The 20,571-nt window shown below is 54.2% G+C and carries 22 protein-coding genes; 17 read left to right on the top strand and 5 right to left on the bottom strand.

Features of this window, described 5'->3' with window-relative positions:
* Positions 1-10: 10 nt before the first annotated feature.
* Together trpA and trpB are read right to left on the bottom strand one after the other, a co-directional pair.
* Positions 11-823, bottom strand: coding sequence for a tryptophan synthase subunit alpha (gene trpA, locus AXE65_RS10125; RefSeq protein WP_068391727.1), 813 nt, complete (start codon positions 821-823; stop codon positions 11-13).
* On the bottom strand, positions 820-2,025 hold the full coding sequence (gene trpB, locus AXE65_RS10120; protein WP_068391756.1) for a tryptophan synthase subunit beta: 1,206 nt from the start codon (positions 2,023-2,025) through the stop codon (positions 820-822). The genes trpA and trpB overlap by 4 nt, the downstream gene beginning before the upstream one ends.
* Positions 2,026-2,183: 158 nt before the next feature.
* On the opposite strand from trpB, the gene AXE65_RS10115 reads away from it, so the two are divergent.
* The 3 genes from AXE65_RS10115 to pdxB are packed head-to-tail and all read left to right on the top strand — an operon-like array spanning position 2,184 to position 3,986.
* Positions 2,184-2,399: a dodecin gene (locus AXE65_RS10115; protein ID WP_068391724.1), complete on the top strand. Its 216-nt coding sequence runs from the start codon at positions 2,184-2,186 to the stop codon at positions 2,397-2,399.
* A gap of 38 nt (positions 2,400-2,437) precedes the next feature.
* Complete coding sequence (locus tag AXE65_RS10110) at positions 2,438-2,854, top strand: DNA polymerase III subunit chi (RefSeq protein WP_068391721.1); 417 nt, start codon at positions 2,438-2,440, stop codon at positions 2,852-2,854.
* A gap of 1 nt (position 2,855) precedes the next feature.
* The gene (pdxB, locus tag AXE65_RS10105) at positions 2,856-3,986 is read left to right on the top strand and encodes a 4-phosphoerythronate dehydrogenase PdxB (protein WP_068391719.1); all 1,131 of its coding nucleotides are present in this window, start codon (positions 2,856-2,858) and stop codon (positions 3,984-3,986) included.
* A gap of 289 nt (positions 3,987-4,275) precedes the next feature.
* Here pdxB and AXE65_RS10100 read toward each other — a convergent pair whose 3' ends face one another.
* Positions 4,276-4,857, bottom strand: a complete 582-nt coding sequence (locus AXE65_RS10100) for a superoxide dismutase (RefSeq protein WP_068391716.1) — start codon at positions 4,855-4,857, stop codon at positions 4,276-4,278.
* A gap of 610 nt (positions 4,858-5,467) precedes the next feature.
* Between AXE65_RS10100 and fadB the strand changes: the two genes are divergently transcribed.
* From fadB to flgJ, 14 genes are all read left to right on the top strand, one after another.
* Complete coding sequence (fadB, locus tag AXE65_RS10095; protein WP_068391713.1) at positions 5,468-7,633, top strand: fatty acid oxidation complex subunit alpha FadB; 2,166 nt, start codon at positions 5,468-5,470, stop codon at positions 7,631-7,633.
* A 16-nt stretch (positions 7,634-7,649) separates the two neighbouring features.
* On the top strand, positions 7,650-8,825 hold the full coding sequence (gene fadA / locus AXE65_RS10090; protein WP_068391710.1) for an acetyl-CoA C-acyltransferase FadA: 1,176 nt from the start codon (positions 7,650-7,652) through the stop codon (positions 8,823-8,825).
* 201 nt (positions 8,826-9,026) lie between these two features.
* Positions 9,027-9,557 carry a methylated-DNA--[protein]-cysteine S-methyltransferase gene (locus AXE65_RS10085; protein WP_068391707.1) on the top strand — a complete coding sequence of 177 codons (531 nt, stop codon included), beginning with the start codon at positions 9,027-9,029 and terminating at the stop codon, positions 9,555-9,557.
* Positions 9,558-9,622: 65 nt separating this feature from the next.
* The gene (locus AXE65_RS10080; RefSeq protein ID WP_068391704.1) at positions 9,623-10,363 is read left to right on the top strand and encodes a glycerophosphodiester phosphodiesterase; all 741 of its coding nucleotides are present in this window, start codon (positions 9,623-9,625) and stop codon (positions 10,361-10,363) included.
* 217 nt (positions 10,364-10,580) lie between these two features.
* Complete coding sequence (gene flgB, locus AXE65_RS10075; RefSeq protein ID WP_068391701.1) at positions 10,581-10,991, top strand: flagellar basal body rod protein FlgB; 411 nt, start codon at positions 10,581-10,583, stop codon at positions 10,989-10,991.
* Positions 10,992-11,051: 60 nt separating this feature from the next.
* Positions 11,052-11,498, top strand: a complete 447-nt coding sequence (flgC, locus tag AXE65_RS10070) for a flagellar basal body rod protein FlgC (protein WP_068391699.1) — start codon at positions 11,052-11,054, stop codon at positions 11,496-11,498.
* Positions 11,499-11,504: 6 nt separating this feature from the next.
* Positions 11,505-12,179, top strand: a complete 675-nt coding sequence (locus AXE65_RS10065; protein ID WP_068391696.1) for a flagellar hook assembly protein FlgD — start codon at positions 11,505-11,507, stop codon at positions 12,177-12,179.
* Positions 12,180-12,268: 89 nt separating this feature from the next.
* Positions 12,269-12,463, top strand: coding sequence for a carbon storage regulator CsrA (csrA, locus tag AXE65_RS10060; protein WP_068391694.1), 195 nt, complete (start codon positions 12,269-12,271; stop codon positions 12,461-12,463).
* A gap of 43 nt (positions 12,464-12,506) precedes the next feature.
* Positions 12,507-13,889, top strand: coding sequence for a flagellar hook protein FlgE (flgE, locus tag AXE65_RS10055; RefSeq protein ID WP_068391691.1), 1,383 nt, complete (start codon positions 12,507-12,509; stop codon positions 13,887-13,889).
* A gap of 4 nt (positions 13,890-13,893) precedes the next feature.
* Positions 13,894-14,625 (top strand): flagellar basal-body rod protein FlgF, encoded by a 732-nt coding sequence (flgF, locus tag AXE65_RS10050; RefSeq protein ID WP_068391689.1) that lies wholly within the window; start codon positions 13,894-13,896, stop codon positions 14,623-14,625.
* A 57-nt stretch (positions 14,626-14,682) separates the two neighbouring features.
* Positions 14,683-15,468 (top strand): flagellar basal-body rod protein FlgG, encoded by a 786-nt coding sequence (gene flgG / locus AXE65_RS10045; protein WP_068391686.1) that lies wholly within the window; start codon positions 14,683-14,685, stop codon positions 15,466-15,468.
* Positions 15,469-15,471: 3 nt separating this feature from the next.
* On the top strand, positions 15,472-16,176 hold the full coding sequence (flgH, locus tag AXE65_RS10040; RefSeq protein WP_068391685.1) for a flagellar basal body L-ring protein FlgH: 705 nt from the start codon (positions 15,472-15,474) through the stop codon (positions 16,174-16,176).
* Positions 16,164-17,264: a flagellar basal body P-ring protein FlgI gene (locus AXE65_RS10035; RefSeq protein ID WP_068391682.1), complete on the top strand. Its 1,101-nt coding sequence runs from the start codon at positions 16,164-16,166 to the stop codon at positions 17,262-17,264. Before flgH ends, AXE65_RS10035 begins: the two co-directional genes overlap by 13 nt.
* Positions 17,265-17,266: 2 nt before the next feature.
* Entirely contained in the window at positions 17,267-18,142 is an 876-nt protein-coding gene (flgJ, locus tag AXE65_RS10030) for a flagellar assembly peptidoglycan hydrolase FlgJ (protein ID WP_068391678.1), read from the top strand.
* A 60-nt stretch (positions 18,143-18,202) separates the two neighbouring features.
* On the opposite strand, the gene sucD is transcribed toward flgJ, so the two are convergent.
* Together sucD and sucC are read right to left on the bottom strand one after the other, a co-directional pair.
* Entirely contained in the window at positions 18,203-19,087 is an 885-nt protein-coding gene (gene sucD / locus AXE65_RS10025) for a succinate--CoA ligase subunit alpha (RefSeq protein WP_068391675.1), read from the bottom strand.
* Positions 19,087-20,253 (bottom strand): ADP-forming succinate--CoA ligase subunit beta, encoded by a 1,167-nt coding sequence (gene sucC, locus AXE65_RS10020; protein ID WP_068391672.1) that lies wholly within the window; start codon positions 20,251-20,253, stop codon positions 19,087-19,089. Before sucC ends, sucD begins: the two co-directional genes overlap by 1 nt.
* Positions 20,254-20,571 lie beyond the last annotated feature (318 nt).

Genomic DNA, 20,571 nt, shown 5'->3' with positions numbered 1-20,571 from the left:
GGGTAAGAATTTAGGTGTTTCTTGCCTCGTGTACCGCCGCAGAAAGTTCCCGGCAAAGCGCCAACACATCCGCAGTAGCCTGCTCTGGGGAGGCCGCCTCGGCGATTTTTTCCACCAGGGCAGAACCCACCACCACGCCATCGGCAAGATGCGCCACCATCGCGGCTTGTTCCGGCGAGCGAATGCCAAAGCCGACGGCCAGCGGCAACCGGCTGTGACGGCGCAGCCTGGATAGCGCTTGCTTGAGCTGCTGCTCGCTGGCACTGGCCGCGCCGGTTACGCCCGCGACTGATATGTAGTAGATAAAGCCGGAACTGCCGGTAAGCACTTTCGGCAGGCGGTTTTCATCGGTAGTTGGCGTGCACAGACGAATAAAATCCAACCCGGCCGCTTGCGCCGGAGTGCAGAGCTGCGCGTCGTGCTCGACCGGTAAATCCACCACAATCAGCCCATCGACCCCAGCGGCTTTGGCCTGTTCGATAAAAGTCGGCACGCCGTAGCGGTGGATGGGGTTGAAATAGCCCATCAGCACCAGGGGTGTCTTTTGGTTTTCCGCTCGAAACTCGCGCACCATTTGCAAGGTGCGGGGAAGCGTCTGCCCGCCCGCCAGCGCCCGCAGATTGGCGCGTTGAATGGCCGGACCGTCGGCCATCGGGTCAGAAAACGGCATGCCGAGTTCAATAATATCCGCGCCCGCTTCGGGGAGTGCTTTGAGCAGGGCAAGGCTCTGCTCGTAGTTGGGATCGCCCGCGGTGACAAAAGTAATCAGCGCGGCGCGGTTTTGCTGCTTAAGCTGCGCAAAGGCTGTCGTAAGGCGGCTCATTGGGAGGCCTCCGACAGATGCTGCATCACGGTTTGCATGTCTTTGTCACCACGGCCGGACAGATTGACCACCATCAGATGCTCCTTGGGCAGCTTGGGCGCTCGCTTAAAGGCTTCGGCCAGCGCGTGCGCCGATTCGAGCGCTGGAATAATGCCTTCCAGACGCGAGCACAGGTGAAACGCCGCCAGCGCTTCTTGATCGGTTACGGCGCTGTATTCGGCGCGGCCAATCTGGTGCAAAAAAGCGTGTTCCGGGCCAATGCCGGGGTAGTCGAGACCGGCAGAAATCGAATGCGCGTCGATAATCTGCCCGTCGCCTGTTTGCAAAAAGAAGCTGCGATTGCCGTGCAGCACGCCGGGCGAGCCGCCGTTTAAGCTAGCCGCATGCAATCCCGTTTCAATCCCGTGTCCAGCCGCTTCTACACCGATAATTTGTACCGAAGGCTCATCCAAAAACGGATGGAACAGTCCCATCGCATTGGAGCCGCCACCGACACAAGCAATCAGCGAATCCGGCAGACGGCCTTCTTTAGCTTGTATTTGCTCGCGTGTTTCATTGCCAATCACGCATTGAAAGTCGCGCACCATCTGCGGATAAGGGTGCGGGCCTGCGACCGAGCCAATCAGATAAAAAGTATCGGCAACCTGAGTGACCCAATCGCGTAGCGCCTCGTTCATCGCGTCTTTAAGCGTACCCGTGCCGGATGTGACTGGAATCACCTCAGCGCCGAGCAGCTTCATACGAAAGACATTGGCCTGTTGGCGGTCAATATCGGTGGTGCCCATAAAAATCACGCACGGCATGCCAAAACGCGCGGCGACCGTGGCGACGGCAACCCCGTGCATGCCCGCACCGGTTTCGGCAATGATGCGTCGCTTGCCCATGCGCCGCGCCAGCAAAATCTGGCCGACGCAGTTGTTGATTTTGTGCGCGCCGGTGTGGTTTAAATCTTCGCGCTTTAGATAAATCTTTGCGCCGCCACAGTGCGCAGAAAGCCTTTCGGCAAAATATAGCGGGCTGGGTCTGCCGATAAAATCGCGGCAAAGCGCACCAAGTTCTTCGGCAAAAGCGCTGTCGGCCTTGGCTTTTTGGTATTCATCGGCCAGCCAGCGCACCAGTGGCATCAGCGTTTCGGCCACATATTGACCGCCAAAATCGGCAAACAGGCCGCGTTCATCCGGGCCAGCTCGAAGTGAAGTCATGCAGGGGAAATCCTCTTGGGTTGCCTTGCTTGGCAAGGCGGTCACGGCAAGAGCCAAGGATAAAGGCAAAAGCGGCGTTTTGCATCCATCAGGCTGCCAAACCGCGTGCAAGAGGTGTAGGCTTATCCCCCTAACACATCCAGAACAGGGGAATTTTTATGTCCGACCATCACACCTACAAAAAAATCGAGCTGGTAGGTTCATCCAAGACCAGTATTGAAGATGCCATTGAAAACGCGCTGGCTGAAGCGGCGAAAAGCCTTAATCTGATGGAATGGTTTGAGGTGATTGATACACGCGGTCATATCGTGGATGGTGGTGTTGGGCATTACCAAGTGACGATTAAAGTCGGTTTCCGCATTGTTAATAGTTAGGATTTGTTTCCCGTTTCAAATGAGGCGGGAGCCGCCCTGTGCGCATTGAATTTTATCGACTTGGCAGTACGCAGGCGGATGCGCGGTTACGGGCGGCTTGTCAACTGGCGCGTAAAGGCTGGCAGGCCGGTCTGCCGGTGTTTATCCGCTGCCAAGATGGCGAGGAAATGCAGACGATCGATGAACTACTCTGGCGCTTTAAGGCGGAGGCTTTTGTGCCGCATGAGTTGGCCGAAGATAACCCGGTCGCTCCGGTAGTGATTGGTGAAAATGAGCCTCCGGCACAAAGTGGAGGGCTTTTAATTAATCTTAATCGCGGCGTTTCGCCGCATATTCAATATTTTTCGCGGATTATCGAGCTGGTTAGCCAGGACCCCGAACGGCTCCAGGCGAGCCGTGACAACTTCCGCCATTACCGCCAGCAGGGCTACCAACCCAAAGCATTGGATATTTAGCGTGCGTATTCTGGCCGATGAAAATATCCCGCTGGCTGATGCGTTTTTTGCCTCGTTGGGCGAGCTGTGCCGCGTGCCGGGGCGAGCGCTCGCCCCCGCTGTACTGAAAGATGCCGATGTGCTGTTGGTGCGTTCAGTCACCCAGGTTGACCGCCCTCTGTTGGAAGGCAGCAAAGTGCGTTTTGTGGGTACCTGCACCATCGGCACAGACCATCTCGACTTGGATTATCTGCGAGAGCGGCACATCGCTTTTGCCAGTGCACCGGGCTGCAATGCACGCGCGGTGGTCGATTACGTACTGTCCAGCTTGCTGGTACTGGCTGAGCGCCGCGGTGTAGCACTACGCGAGCGCCGTTATGGCGTAGTGGGTTGTGGCGCGGTCGGTGGCCTGTTGGTTGCGTTGTTAAAAGCGCTGGGCTGCTCGGTCTGGCAATGCGACCCACCAAGGCAGGCCGCCGAAGGCGGTGAATTTGTCCATCTTGATAAGATACTCGCCGAATGCGACGTGATTAGCCTGCATACGCCGCTTAATGCCAGCACTCGTCATCTCATCGGCGCGAACCAACTCGCGCAAATGCGCCCGCACACTTGGTTGATAAACAGTAGCCGTGGCGCAGTCGTCGATAACCTGGCGTTATTAACGGCGCGTGAAGATTTAGCGCTGGTGCTGGATGTATGGGAGGGCGAGCCGCAAGTTTGTACAGAACTCGCCGCGCGTTGCACTATCGCCACGCCGCATATCGCAGGTTACAGTTTAGATGGCAGACTGCGCGGCACGGCGCAGATTTACCAAGCGCTCTGTGAGCATTTAGGCCTTGCGCCGCGTGTACAGTTGCAAGCGCTGTTACCCGCACCTTGGTTGGCCGGACTGCATTTGCATGGCAACTGCCCGCCGGATTGGGCGCTCGCCACCCTCTGTCGCGCCGTCTATGACGTGCGCCGCGACGATGCCGCGTTTCGCCTAAGTCTGCGTGGGAATGCCTTGGAGCGCCGCGCCGCTTTTGACGCGCTGCGTAAACACTATCCCGAGCGGCGCGAAATCAGCAGCCTTGCCGTGCGTGCGCAAGCCGAGGTTTCGGCAGAACTCGCGCAAGTGTTAGCGGCGCTTGGCGTTGCATATAAAAAAGCCTGACCGTGGCTAGGGTCTGCTCCCGCTTCAAACGTGGCCGCGACGGAGGCAGATTTTTCGCGCGGCAAGGCGCGAGAATAGAAATTTGCTCATGCAAATGAACGACGAGCAACACAGCGGCGCGCAAAATCTGCCCCGTCCCTTCGGGCTGCGCTCAAAATTTCGCCATACGTTGTTGCAGCATTTGCCAAGGTTGTACACATTGGCTGCATGCTGCGCCTAGTCTGGCAAAATTTTGAGCAGCAGCGCGGCTCGCGTTTGAAACGGGAACAGACCCTGGGCCTTTTAAACCTTAAGCGGCGTAGTTTTTGGCGACAAAGTCCCAGTTCACCAAATTCCAGAACGCCTCGACGTATTTCGGGCGCAGGTTGCGGTAGTCGATGTAATAAGCGTGTTCCCATACATCACAGGTCAGTAGTGGCGTATCACCACTGGTGAGCGGGCAGCCCGCGCCGATGGTGCTGGCAAGTGCCAGTGAACCGTCGGCTTTTTTCACCAGCCAAGCCCAGCCCGAGCCAAAAGTGCCGATGGCGGTTTTAGTGAACTCTTCTTTGAACTTGGCAAAAGAGCCGAAGGCTGTGTCAATCGCTTTACCCAGCTCGCCGCCAGGCTCGCCGCCGCCACTTGGTGACAGGCACTCCCAATAGAAACTGTGGTTCCAAATCTGCGCAGCATTATTAAAAATGCCGCCGGATGAGGTTTTGATAATGTCTTCTAAGGATTTGCCTTCAAATTCAGTACCTGGCACCAGATTGTTCAGGTTGACCACATAGGTGTTGTGGTGCTTGCCGTAGTGGTACTCGATGGTCTCGCTGGAAATATGCGGCTCCAGCGCATTTTTTTCATAGGGCAACGGTGGCAATACAAAGGCCATGATGGGTCTCCTCAAATAAGGGGGCTTGCCAAGTCTTGCGGCTTGGCTGAAAAGGCTTAATTTCACGGGGATCGCGCTTGCTTGATGCAAGCGATCAGCAATCATAGCAGTCACCCTTTTGAATGACCATTGATGGGAGCAGCCGAGCTTTTTGTCTTAAGCAGGCGATGTATTACTGGATTTGTCTGCTTAAAGCAACCCTATTGACCCCTTGACTGTTACTTTTATGCACAGCCTGCAAGTGTTTCTCAATAACCTTTCAGTAAACCATTGATAGCCACGCGCAATATAATAACTTATTGATTTTATTATACTTTAGCTGATGGTTAAAATTTGTTCGATTTGTTTCCAAGCAGCATGGGCTGGCTTCTTGCGAGGCTTTTGCAGACTTTTTGCACAAAGTTATCAACAGTTTCTGTGGGTAAATTTAGCAAATCAAAAGCGGGCGTACGGAGCCTTTATTAAAAAGCCCTTGCCAATGCCTTGATCTTGCGTGCAAGCTAACCATTCCATTGGTATGGAGCTTTGTGTTAAGAGTGATGAGTAAAGGTAACGCCATGCCGGTTTGTGGCTGGTGGTTTGTGTTGTTAAATGGGTATGGAGAATGTTGATGATTTTTCAAGGTAAAGGCATAACGGTCAAAGAACTTTCGGCCGGTATCGTTGAGATGAACTTCGACCTTCAGGGCGAGTCGGTCAACAAATTTGATGAGGTCACGCTGCGCGAGTTTCGGCAGGTGGTCGATATTTTAAAAGCGGATAAAAACCTTCGTGGTGTATTGGTCACCAGTGGTAAAGAGGCTTTTATCGTCGGTGCCGACATCGACGGATTTAACGCGCTGTTTAACTTCCCGGAACAACAACTAGCGGCGATGGTGCGTGAAATCAACCGGATTTTTAGCGATTTTGAAGACTTGCCGGTGCCGACTGTCGCCGCCATCAATGGCCTTGCGCTGGGTGGCGGTTTTGAGATGTGTCTCGCCTGTGATTACCGCATTGCCGCAGAAAGCGCGCGCATGGGCTTGCCGGAAATCATGCTGGGCATTCAGCCGGGCTTTGGTGGCACGGTGCGCCTTTCGCGCGTAGCCGGGGTGGATAACGCGGCTGAATGGATTGCCGCCGGTGGCATGAACCACAAACCCGCTGCGGCGCTGAAAAACGGCTGCATTGATGCGGTAGCCAAAGATGACAAGCTGCGAGATGCTGCGTTGACCCTGCTGCAACGCGCCGTTGACGGCGAGTTGGATTGGCGTGCCAAACGCCAGCCCAAGCTGGAAAAACTCAAACTCAACCCGATGGAACAATTGATGGCTTTTGAGAGCATCAAGGGTTTCATTATTCAAAAAGCGGGCAACCACTACCCGGCGCCGCTAGAAGCCATGAACAGCATCCGCAAAGGTGCTGAGCAAGGCCGTGAAAAAGCGCTGGATATTGAAGCGGCGAGCTTTGCCAAGTTGGCGAAAACGTCGGTGGCCAAAGCGCTGGTCGGCCTTTATCACAACGACCAGGTATTGAAGAAAAAAGCCAAAGAATTGGCACCCTTGGCGCGTGAAGTGAAAGTCGCCGGGGTTATTGGCGCGGGCATTATGGGCGGCGGCATTGCCTTTCAGTCGGCCAAAAGCGGTGTGCCCATTGTGATGAAAGATATTGGCGAAGCCGGTATCAAAGCAGGTCTAGATGAAGCGACCAAACTGCTGCTGGCCGGTGTGGAAAAAGGCAAAGTCACCAGCGAGAAACTGGCTAAGTGCTTAACCTCCATCCGCCCGACGCTCAGCTACGGTGATTTTGCTTATACCGACTTGGTGGTTGAGGCGGTGGTGGAAAATCCCAAGGTCAAATCTGCTGTGCTGGCTGAGGTCGAAGGCATCATGGATGAAGGCGCTGTCCTTTGCTCCAACACTTCGACCATCTCCATCAGCAAGCTCGCCGAAGGCTTAAAGCGCCCGGAAAACTTTATCGGCATGCACTTTTTCAACCCGGTGCACAAAATGCCGTTGGTGGAAATCATCCGCGGTAAAAAAACCAGCGATAAAGCCGTTGCCACGGTGCTGAACTACGCCAAAAAGCTGGGCAAAACGCCAGTAGTGGTGCATGACTGCCCCGGCTTTTGGATTAACCGCGTACTGTTTCCCTACATGGCCGGTTTCGGCCTGCTGCTCGCCCTCGGTGAAGACTTTGTCCGCATCGACAAGCTGGCCGAGAAATTCGGCTGGCCGATGGGGCCGGCTTACCTGTCGGACATGGTCGGTATCGATACCGGTCACCACGCCAGTAAAGTGCTGGAAGAAGGCTATCCCGAGCGAGTCGGGCAAGCGCGCAAAAAATTTGGCAAAAATGCCATGGACGTGCTGTTTGAAGCCGGACGTTTCGGCCAGAAAAACGGCAAGGGCTTTTACGCCTATGAACTGGACAAACGAGGCAAACCGAAAAAAATCCACGACCCAGAAATTTACTCACTGCTCCAACCCATTGTTCGCCGCAAGGTCGAGTTTTCTGACGAAGACATCATGAACATGATGATGATTCCACTTTGTCTGGAAGCTGCCCGCTGCTTGGAGGAAGGCATTGTTGAAAGCGCCGCCGAGGCTGACATCAGCCTGATTTACGGCATTGGTTTCCCGCCCTTCTTGGGAGGCGCGTTCCGCTACATGGATAGCATCGGCCTAAATGAGTTTATTGCTCTGGCCGAACGCTATGCCGAGTATGCAGAGCCTCTGTACCAGCCGACCGAATGGTTGCGTGAACGCGCCAAAAACGGCCAACGCTTTTTTGCCTAAATGGGAGTGAACAGTCATGAGTTTGAATGCAAAAGATGCCGTCATCGTTGACTTTGGCCGCAGCCCGATGGGGCGCTCCAAAGGTGGAATGCACCGCAACACCCGCGCTGAGAACCTGTCGGCAGACTTGATTACTAAAGTCCTTGCGCGTAACCCCAAGGTCAACCCGAACGAAGTCGAAGATGTGATTTGGGGCTGCGTCAACCAAACCTTGGAACAAGGCTGGAATATTGCGCGTATGGCCTCTTTGATGACGCCGATTCCACACAGCTCCAGCGCACAAACCGTCAGCCGTCTATGCGGCTCATCGATGAGTGCGCTGCACACGGCGGTGCAGGCCATTCAAAGCGGTAACGGCGATGTGTTTGTGGTGGGCGGCGTGGAGCACATGGGGCATTTGTCCATGCAGCACGGGGTAGATCCCAACCCGCAACTTTCCCTGTATTCGGCGCGCGCGTCCGGGCTGATGGGACTCACAGCCGAAGTGCTCGCCAAAATGCACGGGATCACCCGCGAGCAACAGGATGCCTTTGGCGTTCGTTCGCACCGTTTGGCGCACAAAGCAACCATCGAAGGTCGTTTTGAAGGCGAAATCATCCCCATGCAGGGTTATGACGAAAACGACCTGCCCAAACGCTATGACTATGACGAAACCATCCGCGCGGATACCACGCTGGAAGCTCTTGCCAAGTTAGCGCCGGTTTTCGACAAGAAAAAAGGCACGGTGACGGCCGGTACTTCTTCGCAGGTCACAGACGGCGCGTCCTGCCTGATCGTGATGAGTGCGCAGCGTGCCAAAGACCTTGGTATCACCCCGCTGGCACGGGTTCGCTCAATGGCGGTGGCCGGTGTTGACCCGGCGATTATGGGTTACGGCCCGGTGCCTGCCAGCAAAAAAGCCTTGCAACGTGCCGGTCTTTCCATCGACGACATCGACTTTGTCGAGCTGAACGAAGCCTTTGCCGCGCAGGCGCTGCCGGTGCTTAAAGACCTCAAACTGCTCGACAAGATGGATGACAAGGTCAACCTGCACGGCGGCGCGATTGCCTTGGGGCATCCGTTTGGTTGTTCGGGTGCACGGATCTGCGGCACCTTGCTTAACGTGATGAAGCAAAATGGCGGTACCTTGGGGCTTGCCACCATGTGCATCGGCTTGGGGCAAGGCATCAGCACGGTGCTTGAGCGTGTTTAAGGCATAGGCAAAAAACAACCGGAGCCGTAAAGGCTCCGGTTTTTAGGCTTGGTTTTTAATGGTCTGCTGCCTGCGTGCGAAATTCATTGAAATGGTTTAAGCGAGGGAAGCGCTGCGTTTCTATGGTTTTAGCTTGATATGGCAAATGACAAGCAGTGATTGCAAAAGGCTATCCTTGCTTTTTTGCTTAAGGTTAAGACGATGAGCACTACAACGAATAAAGGTGACATCCGCTTTGCCACAGCGCCCTGTATCTTGGGCCTGATGCTGTTTGCACAGTCTTCGCGTGGCGTTTGTGCAGTATTTTTTGGCGATGATGAAAAGGTTTTAGCTCAGCAGTTACAGCAAGCCTTTCCTGATGCTAAATTGCAACAGGCGCAAACGGCGCTGAAAGCCGCGCTCGCTGAAGTGATTGCTGTGCTGGAAAACCCGAAAACGCTTTGCCTTCTGCCGCTTGATACCGGTGCCAGTGCCTTTGAACAGCAGGTTTGGCAGACACTACAGCAGATAGCGCCCGGCGCTACCCTAAGCTACAGCGAGATAGCCCGGCGAATCGGCAAGCCCGGTGCGGTACGCGCAGTGGCTTCAGCCTGTGCACGCAATCGGCTGGCGCTGCTGATTCCCTGCCATCGTGTGGTGCGCCGTGACGGTGCGCTGGCAGGCTACCGCTGGGGAGTGGAACGTAAACGGATGCTGCTCGCACAGGAGGCACAAAAGACTCAAGAAAAGTAACAACCGCAAGCGGTCTGCCTAAATAATTGATTTACCAACATTATTAAAGAAAAGGTAAAAGCAATATGACGCAAGTTTATGGCCATCGTGGAGCCAAGGGGGAGGCACCGGAAAATACACTGGCGGGTTTTGTGCATTGTCTGGAGCAGGGGATTCGTCGCTGCGAGCTGGACTTGCACCTGTCCAGTGATGGCGAGCTGATGGTTATCCACGACCCCACTTTAATGCGCACCACTGGCAAGCTCGGGGATGTCATCGAGTTTGCCGCCAAGGAGTTGGTGCGCATGGATGCCAGGCAAGCAGGGCCTGCCTGGCCGGTGCCTTGCCCCATTCCGCGTCTTTGTGAGCTGTTTGCCAAGTGCCGGTTTGAACACTGGCAGCTTGAAGTGAAAAACGTCTCCAAAGGCGTTGCCGAAAAAATGGCCAAGGAAATAGCCCGTCTTGCGGATCAATACTCGGTCAGTGAAGTGATCACTGTCACTTCCGCCTCGACCCTGGTGCTTGATGCCTTGCGCGAATTTGCGCCTCATCTTAAACGTGGTCTGGTCGCTGAGCGCAGTTTGCGCTGTCCGGTCGATAAAGCACTGCGCTACGGCTGCTCGCTGCTCGCACTGAACTGGAAGGCTTGCACCGCCGAGCGAGTCGCCAAAGCGAAAGGTGCCGGTGTGCATCTGTCGGTTTGGACGGTCAATGATGCGAGCGATATGCAAAGGCTGGCAAAGCTTGGCGTGGACAGCATCATTACCGATTTCCCGACGCTTGCACTTTCGACTATCGATGAATGGGCGACGGCAGAAAGCCACTGAGTTTTTTGCGAAAAATCACGATCAAAAACGCTTTCACTATCCGCTCTAAGCAGCAAGGCTTGTTTTGCAGTTTTGCTCTTGCCTGCTGATGGATAGGCAATTTATGTATGGATGGTTTGCCTCAACGCACGGTGTTAAGCCATAGAGTATGGTAAGGATATGGCACGCGCTTTGCTTTTTATCATTAAAGCGTCAAATAAACCGTTAAGGCCTCATCATGAATATCAGCTTTGCCAATGCTTTGGGTCTACATGAGCAAGCGCTGGGTTTGCGGGCGCGGCGAGCAGAGCTGCTGGCCAATAATCTCGCTAATGCCGATACGCCGAATTACCAAGCGCGTGATTTGGATTTTAGCGAGGCGCTTAAAAGGCAAGTATCAGGCGGCGGCTCTGCTACAGAATTGACGGCGCGAATCACGCACCATTTGCATATCCCTACCGGTGGGCAGCAGGTAGGCGATGCGCATTTAAAGTTTCGTGTGCCGATGCAGGCGGCTATTGATGGCAATAGCGTTGATGCCGATGCGGAACAGGCGCGTTATGCCGAAAACAGCTTGCGTTTTCAAAGTAGTTTTACCTTGCTGAATAATCAATTTAAAGGCTTGCTCGCCGCGATACGCGGTGAATAAATTTTAAACCAGCTCATTTAACAACGATTTTTCGTAGTGTAGCAGTGGAATATTTAGTCTATGAGTTTGTCGCAAGTGTTTAATATTGCCGGTTCCGCCATGAGTGCGCAAACCACTCGGCTTAATACCGTATCCAGCAATATCGCCAACGCACAAAGCGTTTCTTCCAGTGAAGGGGGCACTTATCGCGCCCGTCATCCGGTATTTGCCAGTGTATTACAACAATCAAAAGATTTTTCCAGCAGTGCTTCATTATTTGCTGAATCTCAAGAGGCAGGCGTTGGCGTTGCTGTATTGGGCGTAGTGGAGGATACCTCCAGTTTAACCCCGCGTTATGAGCCCGGACATCCGGCGGCTGATGAAAACGGCTATGTCTATTATCCGAATGTCAATGTGGTTGAAGAAATGGCCGATATGATTTCCGCCAGCCGCGCTTTTCAAGCCAATGTGCAAGTGATGGACAGTGCCCGTCAAATGATGCTCAAAGTATTAACGCTGGGGCAGTAGAGTCTTATGAATATCCAGCAGAACTATTTTGCACAGGCGCTATCCAATGATTCTAAAGTAAGTGGTGGTGCTGCCGATAACAACAAAGCATTGGGTAAAGATGCTTTTTTAAATCTGCTGATTGCCCAGCTTAACAATCAAGACCCGCTGGCACCGCAAGGCAACAGCGAGTTTATCGCCCAACTTGCGCAGTTTAGCCAGGTAGAAGGCTTGCAAAAGCTCGATGAGAGTATGGCTGCACTGTTGTTACAGCAGCGTTCGGCGCAGGCATTGCAGGCGGTCTCCTTGGTGGGTAAGCAGGTATGGCTGGCGGCGGATGCGGCCCATGTGGATACCGGGCAACCTTTTAAAGGCAATGTGCAGTTACCCGTTGCCAGCGAGAAGGTGAGCCTTGAGGTCTACGATGAACAAGGCAATTTGTTGCGCCGCATCGAGTTAGGGCAGCAAAAGGCCGGTGAAGTGCCGTTTGAGTGGGATGGCAAGGATGATGAAGGAAAAACACTGCCTGCGGGCAAATACCGTTTTTCTGCCAAGGCAAGCTATGAAGAGGGCGAGCGCGAACTTTATACCCTGTTGCCCACCAAGGTGGATAGCGTACGCATGGCGGCAGGCGAGGTGTATCTGGAATTGGCAGGACTGGGCAGTGTGCCGCTTTCAGCGGTGCATGGCATCAGCAGTTAGTCGTCAAGGGAAATACTTTGGATCACTGGTCCAAAGTATTTAAAAAATTGCACATAAAATGTGCCTGTTATTGAATGGAAGTTAAGGAAATGCTTATTTTAACTCGCCGGATTGGCGAAACCCTGATGGTCGGTGATGATGTTGCCATTACCGTGCTTGGTGTAAAAGGCAATCAAATTCGTCTTGGCGTGGATGCGCCTAAAGATGTTTCGGTTCATCGTGAAGAAATTTACCAGCGCATCCAACGAGAACGCGACGACGGAAATACCGGTCGCTTTATGTAAGATTTAATAATTGCCGCTTGCAGTTGCGGCTTTGGAGTAGTGGATGGCGTTTAATATCGGCTTAAGCGGTTTGCGCGCGGCCAATGCAGACCTTTCGGTCACCGGCAATAATATTGCCAATGTGGGCAGTGCCGGATTTAAACAATCCAGGGCAGAGTTTGCGGATCTTTATGCCGCTTCCGTACATGGTCTTGGCAGCAGTCCAAGAGGCAGTGGTGTACAACAGCCGCATATTGCACAATTGTTTTATCAGGGCAATATTAACGACACGCAAAATCCGCTGGATTTAGCCATTAACGGTAACGGTTTTTTTGTCACCAAAGACGGCGGTGAAATTAGTTACACGCGCGCCGGTTATTTTAAAGCGGACAACCAAGGCTATATCGTCAATAACTTTAACCAGCGCCTGCAGGGGTATCGCGCCGATAGCGAAGGCCGTCTGCAAAACGGCGTATTGGGCGATTTGCAGATTGCCAAAGGCAACCACGAACCCAAAGCCTCCAGCCGGATTGAATGGAACTTTAATCTGGACTCAAGCAAGGCATCGCCAACGGCTTGGCAAAATGCTTATGACGAGCATTTAAAGGCTAATCCTGACGATAAAGCCGGTGCGCTTGAGGCAGCCAATAAAACCTTTAACCCCAAGGATCCTGCGAGTTACAACCATTCCACCTCGATTGAACTGTTTGACAGTCAAGGTAACTCACACCATTTAACCCAATACTTTGTCAAAACCGGCCAAGGCCAGTGGCAGATGAAGACGTTAATTGATGGCCGCTCGCCGACCAATCCAGAAAGCACTGAAGCGGCGATGGTCAGCCTTGAGTTTGACAGTGCCGGGCGCCTGGATACCAGCAAACTCGCCGCCAGCGGTGGCATTAGCGTAGGGCCGGGCGGGCTGCTTAAACTCGAAGGCTGGATTCCGGCGCATGCAGACGGCGGCACGCCGCCGAAATGGTCTGCTAACGGCTCCGCCGCCGCAGCAGAGGGCATCCAAATGGATTTGCGCCAATCCACCCAATTTGCCTCGGCTTTTGGCGTTAACAGTCAAAGCCAAAACGGCTACAGCACCGGCCAGCTATCCGGCGTTGAGATTGATGAGCGCGGGATGATTTTTACCCGCTACACCAACGGTATGACAAAACTGCAAGGGCAAGTGGCGCTGGCCGACTTTGCTAATGTGCAGGGCTTGACCGCGCTTGGCAAAACCAGTTGGGCGCAGACCTTGGAATCGGGCGAAGCGGTGATCGGTGCGCCAAGTTCCGGCACCTTGGGTAAGTTGCATTCGCACGCGCTGGAAGATGCCAATATCGAACTGTCCGAACAAATGGTCAATCTGATCGTTGCGCAGCGCAACTATCAGGCCAACGCCAAGACCATCGAAACCGAAAGCGCCATTACGCAAACGCTGATTAACCTAAGGTAAGTCTGTGGATAAGCTGCTTTACGTTGCCATGAGCGGCGCGAGCCAAAACTCGCTGGCGCTGCGCGCGCACGCCAATAATCTCGCCAATGTGGCTACCAGCGGTTTTCGCCGTGACTTTGAGCAGGCGCGCGCCATGCCGGTTTATGGCGATGGCTTTCCGGCACGGGCTTATGCCATGACCGAACGTCCGGCGACCGATTTTGCAAGTAGCACCTTGCAAGAAACCGGCAACCCGATGGACGTTGCCATTCGTGGCGACGGCTGGCTGGCGGTGCAGGCCAAAGACGGCAGCGAAGCCTATGTGCGCTGCGCGAGCCTTGTCATCGACGCGCAAGGCGTGCTGCGTACACAAACCGGCCTGGCGGTATTGGGTAACGGCGGGCCGATTGCCGTGCCGCCGCAGCAGTCGCTGGAAATCGCGGCCGATGGCACGATCAGCATTCGTCCGACTGGCAGCGAGGCGCTGGCGCAAATCGACCGCTTGAAACTGGTCAATGCAGACAGTCGCTCGTTACAAAAAGGCTTGGACGGTTTGATTCGTCACAAAGAGGCTCAAGAATTGCCTGCCGATGGGCAGGTTCAGGTGACGGCGGGCTTTTTGGAAAGCAGCAATGTGAATGCAGTCGCCGAGATGACCGAAATCCTCGCGCTGTCGCGTCAGTTTGAGCTGTCCGTCAAGATGATGAAAAGCGCCGAAGACGACGACGCGGCACTGGCGCAAATCATGCGCGGTTAAAGCCTATTCAGCCCTCTCATAGCCTTGGGAGAGGGTAAACCACCAGGAGATCTAAAAATGCTTCCCGCCCTTTGGGTCAGCAAGACCGGCCTTGCCGCACAGGATGCCAATCTGGCGGCGATTTCCAATAACTTGGCGAACGTTTCGACCACCGGCTTTAAGCGTGACCGGGTGGAGTTTGAGGATTTGCTCTACCAAATCCGCCGTCAACCGGGCGCCGCCAGCAGCCAAGAGAGCGAGCTGCCGTCCGGCCTGCAACTGGGCACCGGGGTGCGCGTGGTCGGCACGCAAAAGCTGTTTTCCGCAGGTTCCTTGCAAGACACGCAGCATCCGCTGGATTTGGCGATAGACGGGCGCGGCTTTTTTCAAGTGGCGCTGCCGGACGGCAGTATCGGTTATACCAGAGACGGCAGCTTTCACTTAAACGGCGACGGGCAGATGGTCACCGCGCAAGGCTTTGCGCTGGAGCCGGGGATCAGCCTGACCGACCAGGTCAAGAACTTTACCGTGGGCGAAGACGGTACGGTTTCCGTCACCTTGGCAGGCGACGGGCAGGCGCAGGAAATCGGCTCAATCCAATTGGCGGACTTTATCAATCCGGCCGGACTGGAAGCGATTGGTGGCAATCTGTTTATTGAAACCAGCGCCAGCGGCACGCCGCGCGTCGGCACACCGGGGCTTGACGGTATCGGCAGTCTCAAGCAGAAGATGCTCGAAGGCTCCAATGTCAGTGTGGTGGAAGAATTGGTCAATATGATTACCACGCAGCGTGCTTATGAGATGAACTCCAAAGTGATCTCCAGCGCCGACCAGATGCTGGGCTTTATTACGCAGACGCTATAACGGATGAAACGCGCTTTTTTTGTCTTGTGCAGCCTTTGGCTAAGCGCTTGCAGTTCACCCACGCTACCGAAGGATGAGGCCAGCTACGCGCCGCCGGTGCCGGTTGCCCCCTTGCCTGCCGCGCAAACCGGTGGGGCGATTTGGCAGGACGGTTTCGCCAGCAATCTGTACAGCGACCGCAAGGCGTATCGCGTCGGTGATTTGATTACCGTTAATTTGAGCGAGCACACGCAAGCGAGCAAACGTGCCGGTAGCCAAATCCAAAAGGATGCTAATGCGAATATCGGCCTGTCATCACTGTTTGGCGCGAGTCTTTCGATTAGAAACCCGGGCGATAAAGCCAATCCCTTGCAGGGAGAGCGACTGGGCCTCAATAGCGAGTTCAACGCGACCCGTTCGAGCAAAGGCAACGCACAAGCAGGGCAAAGCAATAGCCTGTTTGGCTCGATTACCGTAAGTGTGACCGATGTGCTGCCCGGCGGCACTCTCTTGGTACGCGGGGAAAAATGGCTAACGCTTAATACCGGCGATGAACTGGTGCGCATCAGCGGGCGTATCCGCAGCGACGACATCGGCACGGATAACAGCGTGCTGTCCACCCGTATCGCCGATGCCAAAATCACCTATTCCGGCACCGGCAGCTTTGCCGATGCCAGTCGTCCCGGTTGGCTGCAACGCTTTTTTATGAGTCCGCTATGGCCGTTTTAATTCGTCTTTTGGCTTTGTTGTTGCTAAGCACCGCCGCGCAGGCCGAACGCCTAAAAGACCTTGCCAGCATTGCTGGCGTGCGCAGCAACCCGCTGATTGGTTATGGCCTGGTGGTCGGCCTTTCCGGCAGCGGGGATGCGACCAGCCAAACGCCCTTTACCCTGCAAACCTTTAACAACATGCTGTCGGAGTTCGGCATCAAACTACCGCCCGGCTACAGTAATGTGCAGCTTAAAAACGTCGCCGCAGTTTCTGTGCAGGCAGAGTTGCCTGCTTTTGCCAGACCCGGGCAGACGCTCGACATCACCGTTTCCTCCATCGGCAACGCCAAAAGCCTGCGCGGCGGCAGCCTGCTGATGACACCGCTTAAAGGTATCGACGGCAATGTCTACGCGATCGCCCAAGGCAATCTGGTGGTCGGCGGCTTTGACGCGGAAGGGCGCGACGGTTCAAGAATTTCCGTCAATGTGCCACAAAGCGGGCGCATTCCCGCAGGCGCGACCATTGAACGCGCTGTTCCTAGCGGCTTTGAGCAGGGCGGCGAGCTGCTGCTGCAACTGAATCGCGCCGATTTCACCACGGCGAAAAATATCGTCTCTACCATCAATAAAAAACTGGGCGCGGGTGTCGCCGAGGCACTGGATGGTGGCTCCATCACCGTACGCGCCCCGGCCTCTTCCAGCGCCCGTGTGGATTATTTGGCAGTGCTGGAAAATCTGGAAATTGAAGCCGGGCAAGCGGTCGCCAAAGTGATTATCAACTCGCGCACCGGCACCATTGTGATTGGCCAAAATGTGCGCGTATCCCCAGCCGCCGTCACGCATGGCAGCCTTTCGGTGAGCATTAGCGAGGAATTAAACGTCAGCCAGCCGAACCCTAAATCCTTGGGGCAAACCGCCGTCGTGCCGCGTTCTCGCGTCAATGCCAAGGAAGAGGCAAGACCCATGTTTAAATTCGCCCCCGGCACCAGCCTTGATGAAATCGTCCGTGCGGTCAACCAAGTCGGTGCGTCGCCTTCGGACTTAATGGCGATACTCGAAGCGCTTAAACAAGCGGGCGCGTTACAGGCTGAGCTGATTGTTATTTAATCATGCCCGCTCCGATAAACGCCGCTGCCTATACCGACCTTGCGCGACTGGCCTCGCTAAAAAAAGACAGTAATGGGCAAGAAAGTCTTAAACAGGTCGCGCAAGAATTTGAAGCGCTGCTGCTCGGACAGATGCTTAAAGCCATGCGGGCGGCAAGCAATGTGCTCAGCGAAGGCAGCTACCTGCAAAGCAACGAAACCAAGCTCTATCAGGAGATGCTCGACCAGCAACTGGCGGTGACTTTATCGCAGCAAAAAGGATTGGGATTAAGTGAAGTGCTGATCCGTCAACTTTCCCCACAATCCTCGCCCACTGCCAGCGCGCCGGGTGAAAAGCGCGAGACCCTGCAAGGCGCAGACAAAATACAGAAATGGCAGGCAGAAGCGAGTGCGGATAGCGAGTTTACTTCACCGCAAGCCTTTATTAAGCGGCTCGCCCCGCTCGCCGAAAGCACCGCCCTTAAAATGGGGCTGCAACCGCTCTGGCTGCTCGCTCAAGCCGCGCTGGAAAGCGGCTGGGGACGCTTCACCCCGCGTCTTGCCGATGGGCAAAGTAGTCACAATCTATTTGGTATCAAAGCCCACGGCTGGGATGGCGCATCGGTTAGCGCCGTCACTACTGAATATCAAAACGGCAAAGCCGCCCGGCAAACCGAAAAATTTCGCGCCTATCCCTCTTTTGTGCATAGTTTTGCCGATTATCTGGATTTTCTACAAAGCAACCCACGTTATAAAGAAGCCCTGCAGCGGGTTAATGATCCAGAACAGTTTATCGATGCACTACAACAAGCCGGTTACGCCAGCGACCCAAACTACGCCGACAAGGTAAAAAAAATGGCCAAGCAGATTGCTGAGCTTATTTCACTGGATAAGTCATGAGCGGGTAGAGGGTATAAATAAAAAGCCACCCGTAGGTGGCTTTTTTATTTACCGCGGTTTTTAGGCTTTAACTTGCCAGCCGGTGACTTCAGCCAATGCGCTGCCAATATCGGCCAGCGAGCGCACGGTTTTAACGCCCGCATCTTGCAAGGCGGCAAATTTCTCGTCTGCCGTGCCTTTGCCACCGGAAATAATGGCTCCGGCGTGTCCCATGCGTTTACCGGGCGGCGCGGTGACACCGGCGATATAGGACACCACCGGCTTGGTCACATTGGCTTTGATATAAGCGGCTGCTTCTTCTTCGGCGCTGCCGCCGATTTCGCCAATCATCACGATGGCTTCGGTCGCAGGGTCGTTTTGGAACAGTTTAAGAATATCGATAAAGCTCGAACCCGGAATCGGGTCGCCGCCGATACCGACACAACTGGATTGTCCAAAACCGGCATCGGTGGTTTGTTTAACCGCTTCATAGGTCAAAGTGCCCGAGCGCGAAACAATACCGACTTTACCGGGTAAATGAATATGTCCGGGCATAATGCCGATTTTGCATTCACCGGGGGTAATCACACCGGGGCAGTTCGGACCAATTAAACGCACGTTAAGTTCATCGCATTTAATTTTGGCTTCCAGCATATCCAGCGTGGGAATGCCTTCGGTAATGCAGACAATCAGTTTAATGCCAGCATTAGCCGCTTCCAAAATAGAATCTTTACAAAAGGGCGCGGGTACATAAATCACCGAAGCCTCAGCGCCAGTTTGTGCAACGGCTTCTGCCACGGTATTAAATACCGGCAATCCCAAATGCGTGCTGCCGCCTTTGCCGGGCGTTACTCCGCCAACCATTTTGGTGCCGTAAGCAATGGCTTGTTCGCTATGGAAAGTGCCCTGTGCGCCGGTAAAGCCCTGGCAGATAACGCGGGTTTCTTTATTAACCAAAATGCTCATTACTTACCCTCCGCCGCTTTAACCACTTGCTGCGCGGCATCGGTTAAACTTTTTGCCGCAATAATATTAAGGCCGCTGTCAGCCAAGGTTTTTGCGCCAAGCTCGGCGTTGTTGCCTTCCAAGCGCACGACTACCGGCACTTTTACGCCGACTTCTTTAACGGCACCGATAATGCCTTCGGCAATCATATCGCAGCGCACAATGCCACCGAAGATATTCACCAATACGGCTTTGACTTTGCTGTCGGACAAAATAATTTTAAAGGCTTCGCTGACGCGCTCTTTGGTGGCGCCGCCGCCGACATCCAAAAAGTTGGCCGGAAAACCGCCGTGCAGCTTGATAATATCCATGGTGCCCATTGCAAGTCCTGCGCCATTGACCATGCAGCCAATGGTGCCGTCTAAGGCTACATAATTAAGCTCGAATTTAGCGGCGTGCGCTTCACGGACATCGTCTTGTGATGGGTCGTGCATGGCGCGTAGTTTGGGCTGGCGGTACAGTGCATTGCCGTCAATATTGATTTTGGCATCCAGACAATGCAGGTTGCCGTCTTTTTTAATCACCAGCGGATTAATTTCGAGCAGCGCCAAATCGTAATCAACAAAGAGTTTGGCAAGCCCCACAAAGATATGGCTGAACTGTTTAATCTGATCGCCTTTAAGCCCCAATTTAAATGCAAGCTCGCGGCCTTGATAAGGCTGTGCGCCGGTTAATGGGTCAATGCTTGCTTTAAGGATTTTTTCCGGCGTTTCATGGGCGACTTTTTCAATTTCCACGCCGCCTTCGGTCGAGGCCATAAACACAATACGGCGGCTTGCGCGGTCTACCACGGCACCCAAGTACAGTTCTTGATCAATATCGGTGCAGGATTCGACCAGAATTTTGGCAACCGGCTGGCCGCTGGCATCCGTTTGATAAGTGACCAGGCGCTTGCCCAGCCATTGCTCGGCAAAGGCTTTGGCTTCGGCGGCGCTTTTAACCAGCTTGACCCCACCGGCTTTGCCGCGCCCGCCCGCGTGTACCTGGGCTTTAACCACCCACTCATTGCCGCCGATTTTCTCGCAAGCGGCAGCGGCTTCATCACCGCTGTCTACGGCAAAGCCTTTGGAAACGGGCAAACCGTATTCGGCAAACAGTTGTTTGCCTTGGTATTCGTGAAGATTCATGCGTTAGTTGACCTTTGGGTTTACGTAAGCGGACTGATGGCCCACTGCCTTGGGTACAGGCAAGGGTGAAATTGTCCGCTTTTTGGGCGCGCCAAGCAAGGTAAAGTCTTGCACAGATGGGCTATCCATCCTGCCCTGCTGCGCTTTGGTGGAAGTAAAAATGCGCGGAATACGTATTGGTAAATGACTTTCAATGTAACTAATCGATTGAGAATGGTTCAATAAATAAATGGGTCTTAGGAAGCAAACGCGATCAAAGCGGCTGTTCACGCAGTAATTTTAGCAAGGCCAGATAGATGTTTTCATGTCGATGATTGA

The organism is Ventosimonas gracilis, from assembly GCF_001580025.1.
Lineage (GTDB): Bacteria > Pseudomonadota > Gammaproteobacteria > Pseudomonadales > Pseudomonadaceae > Ventosimonas > Ventosimonas gracilis.
This window is presented reverse-complemented; position numbering and strand designations above follow the sequence as displayed.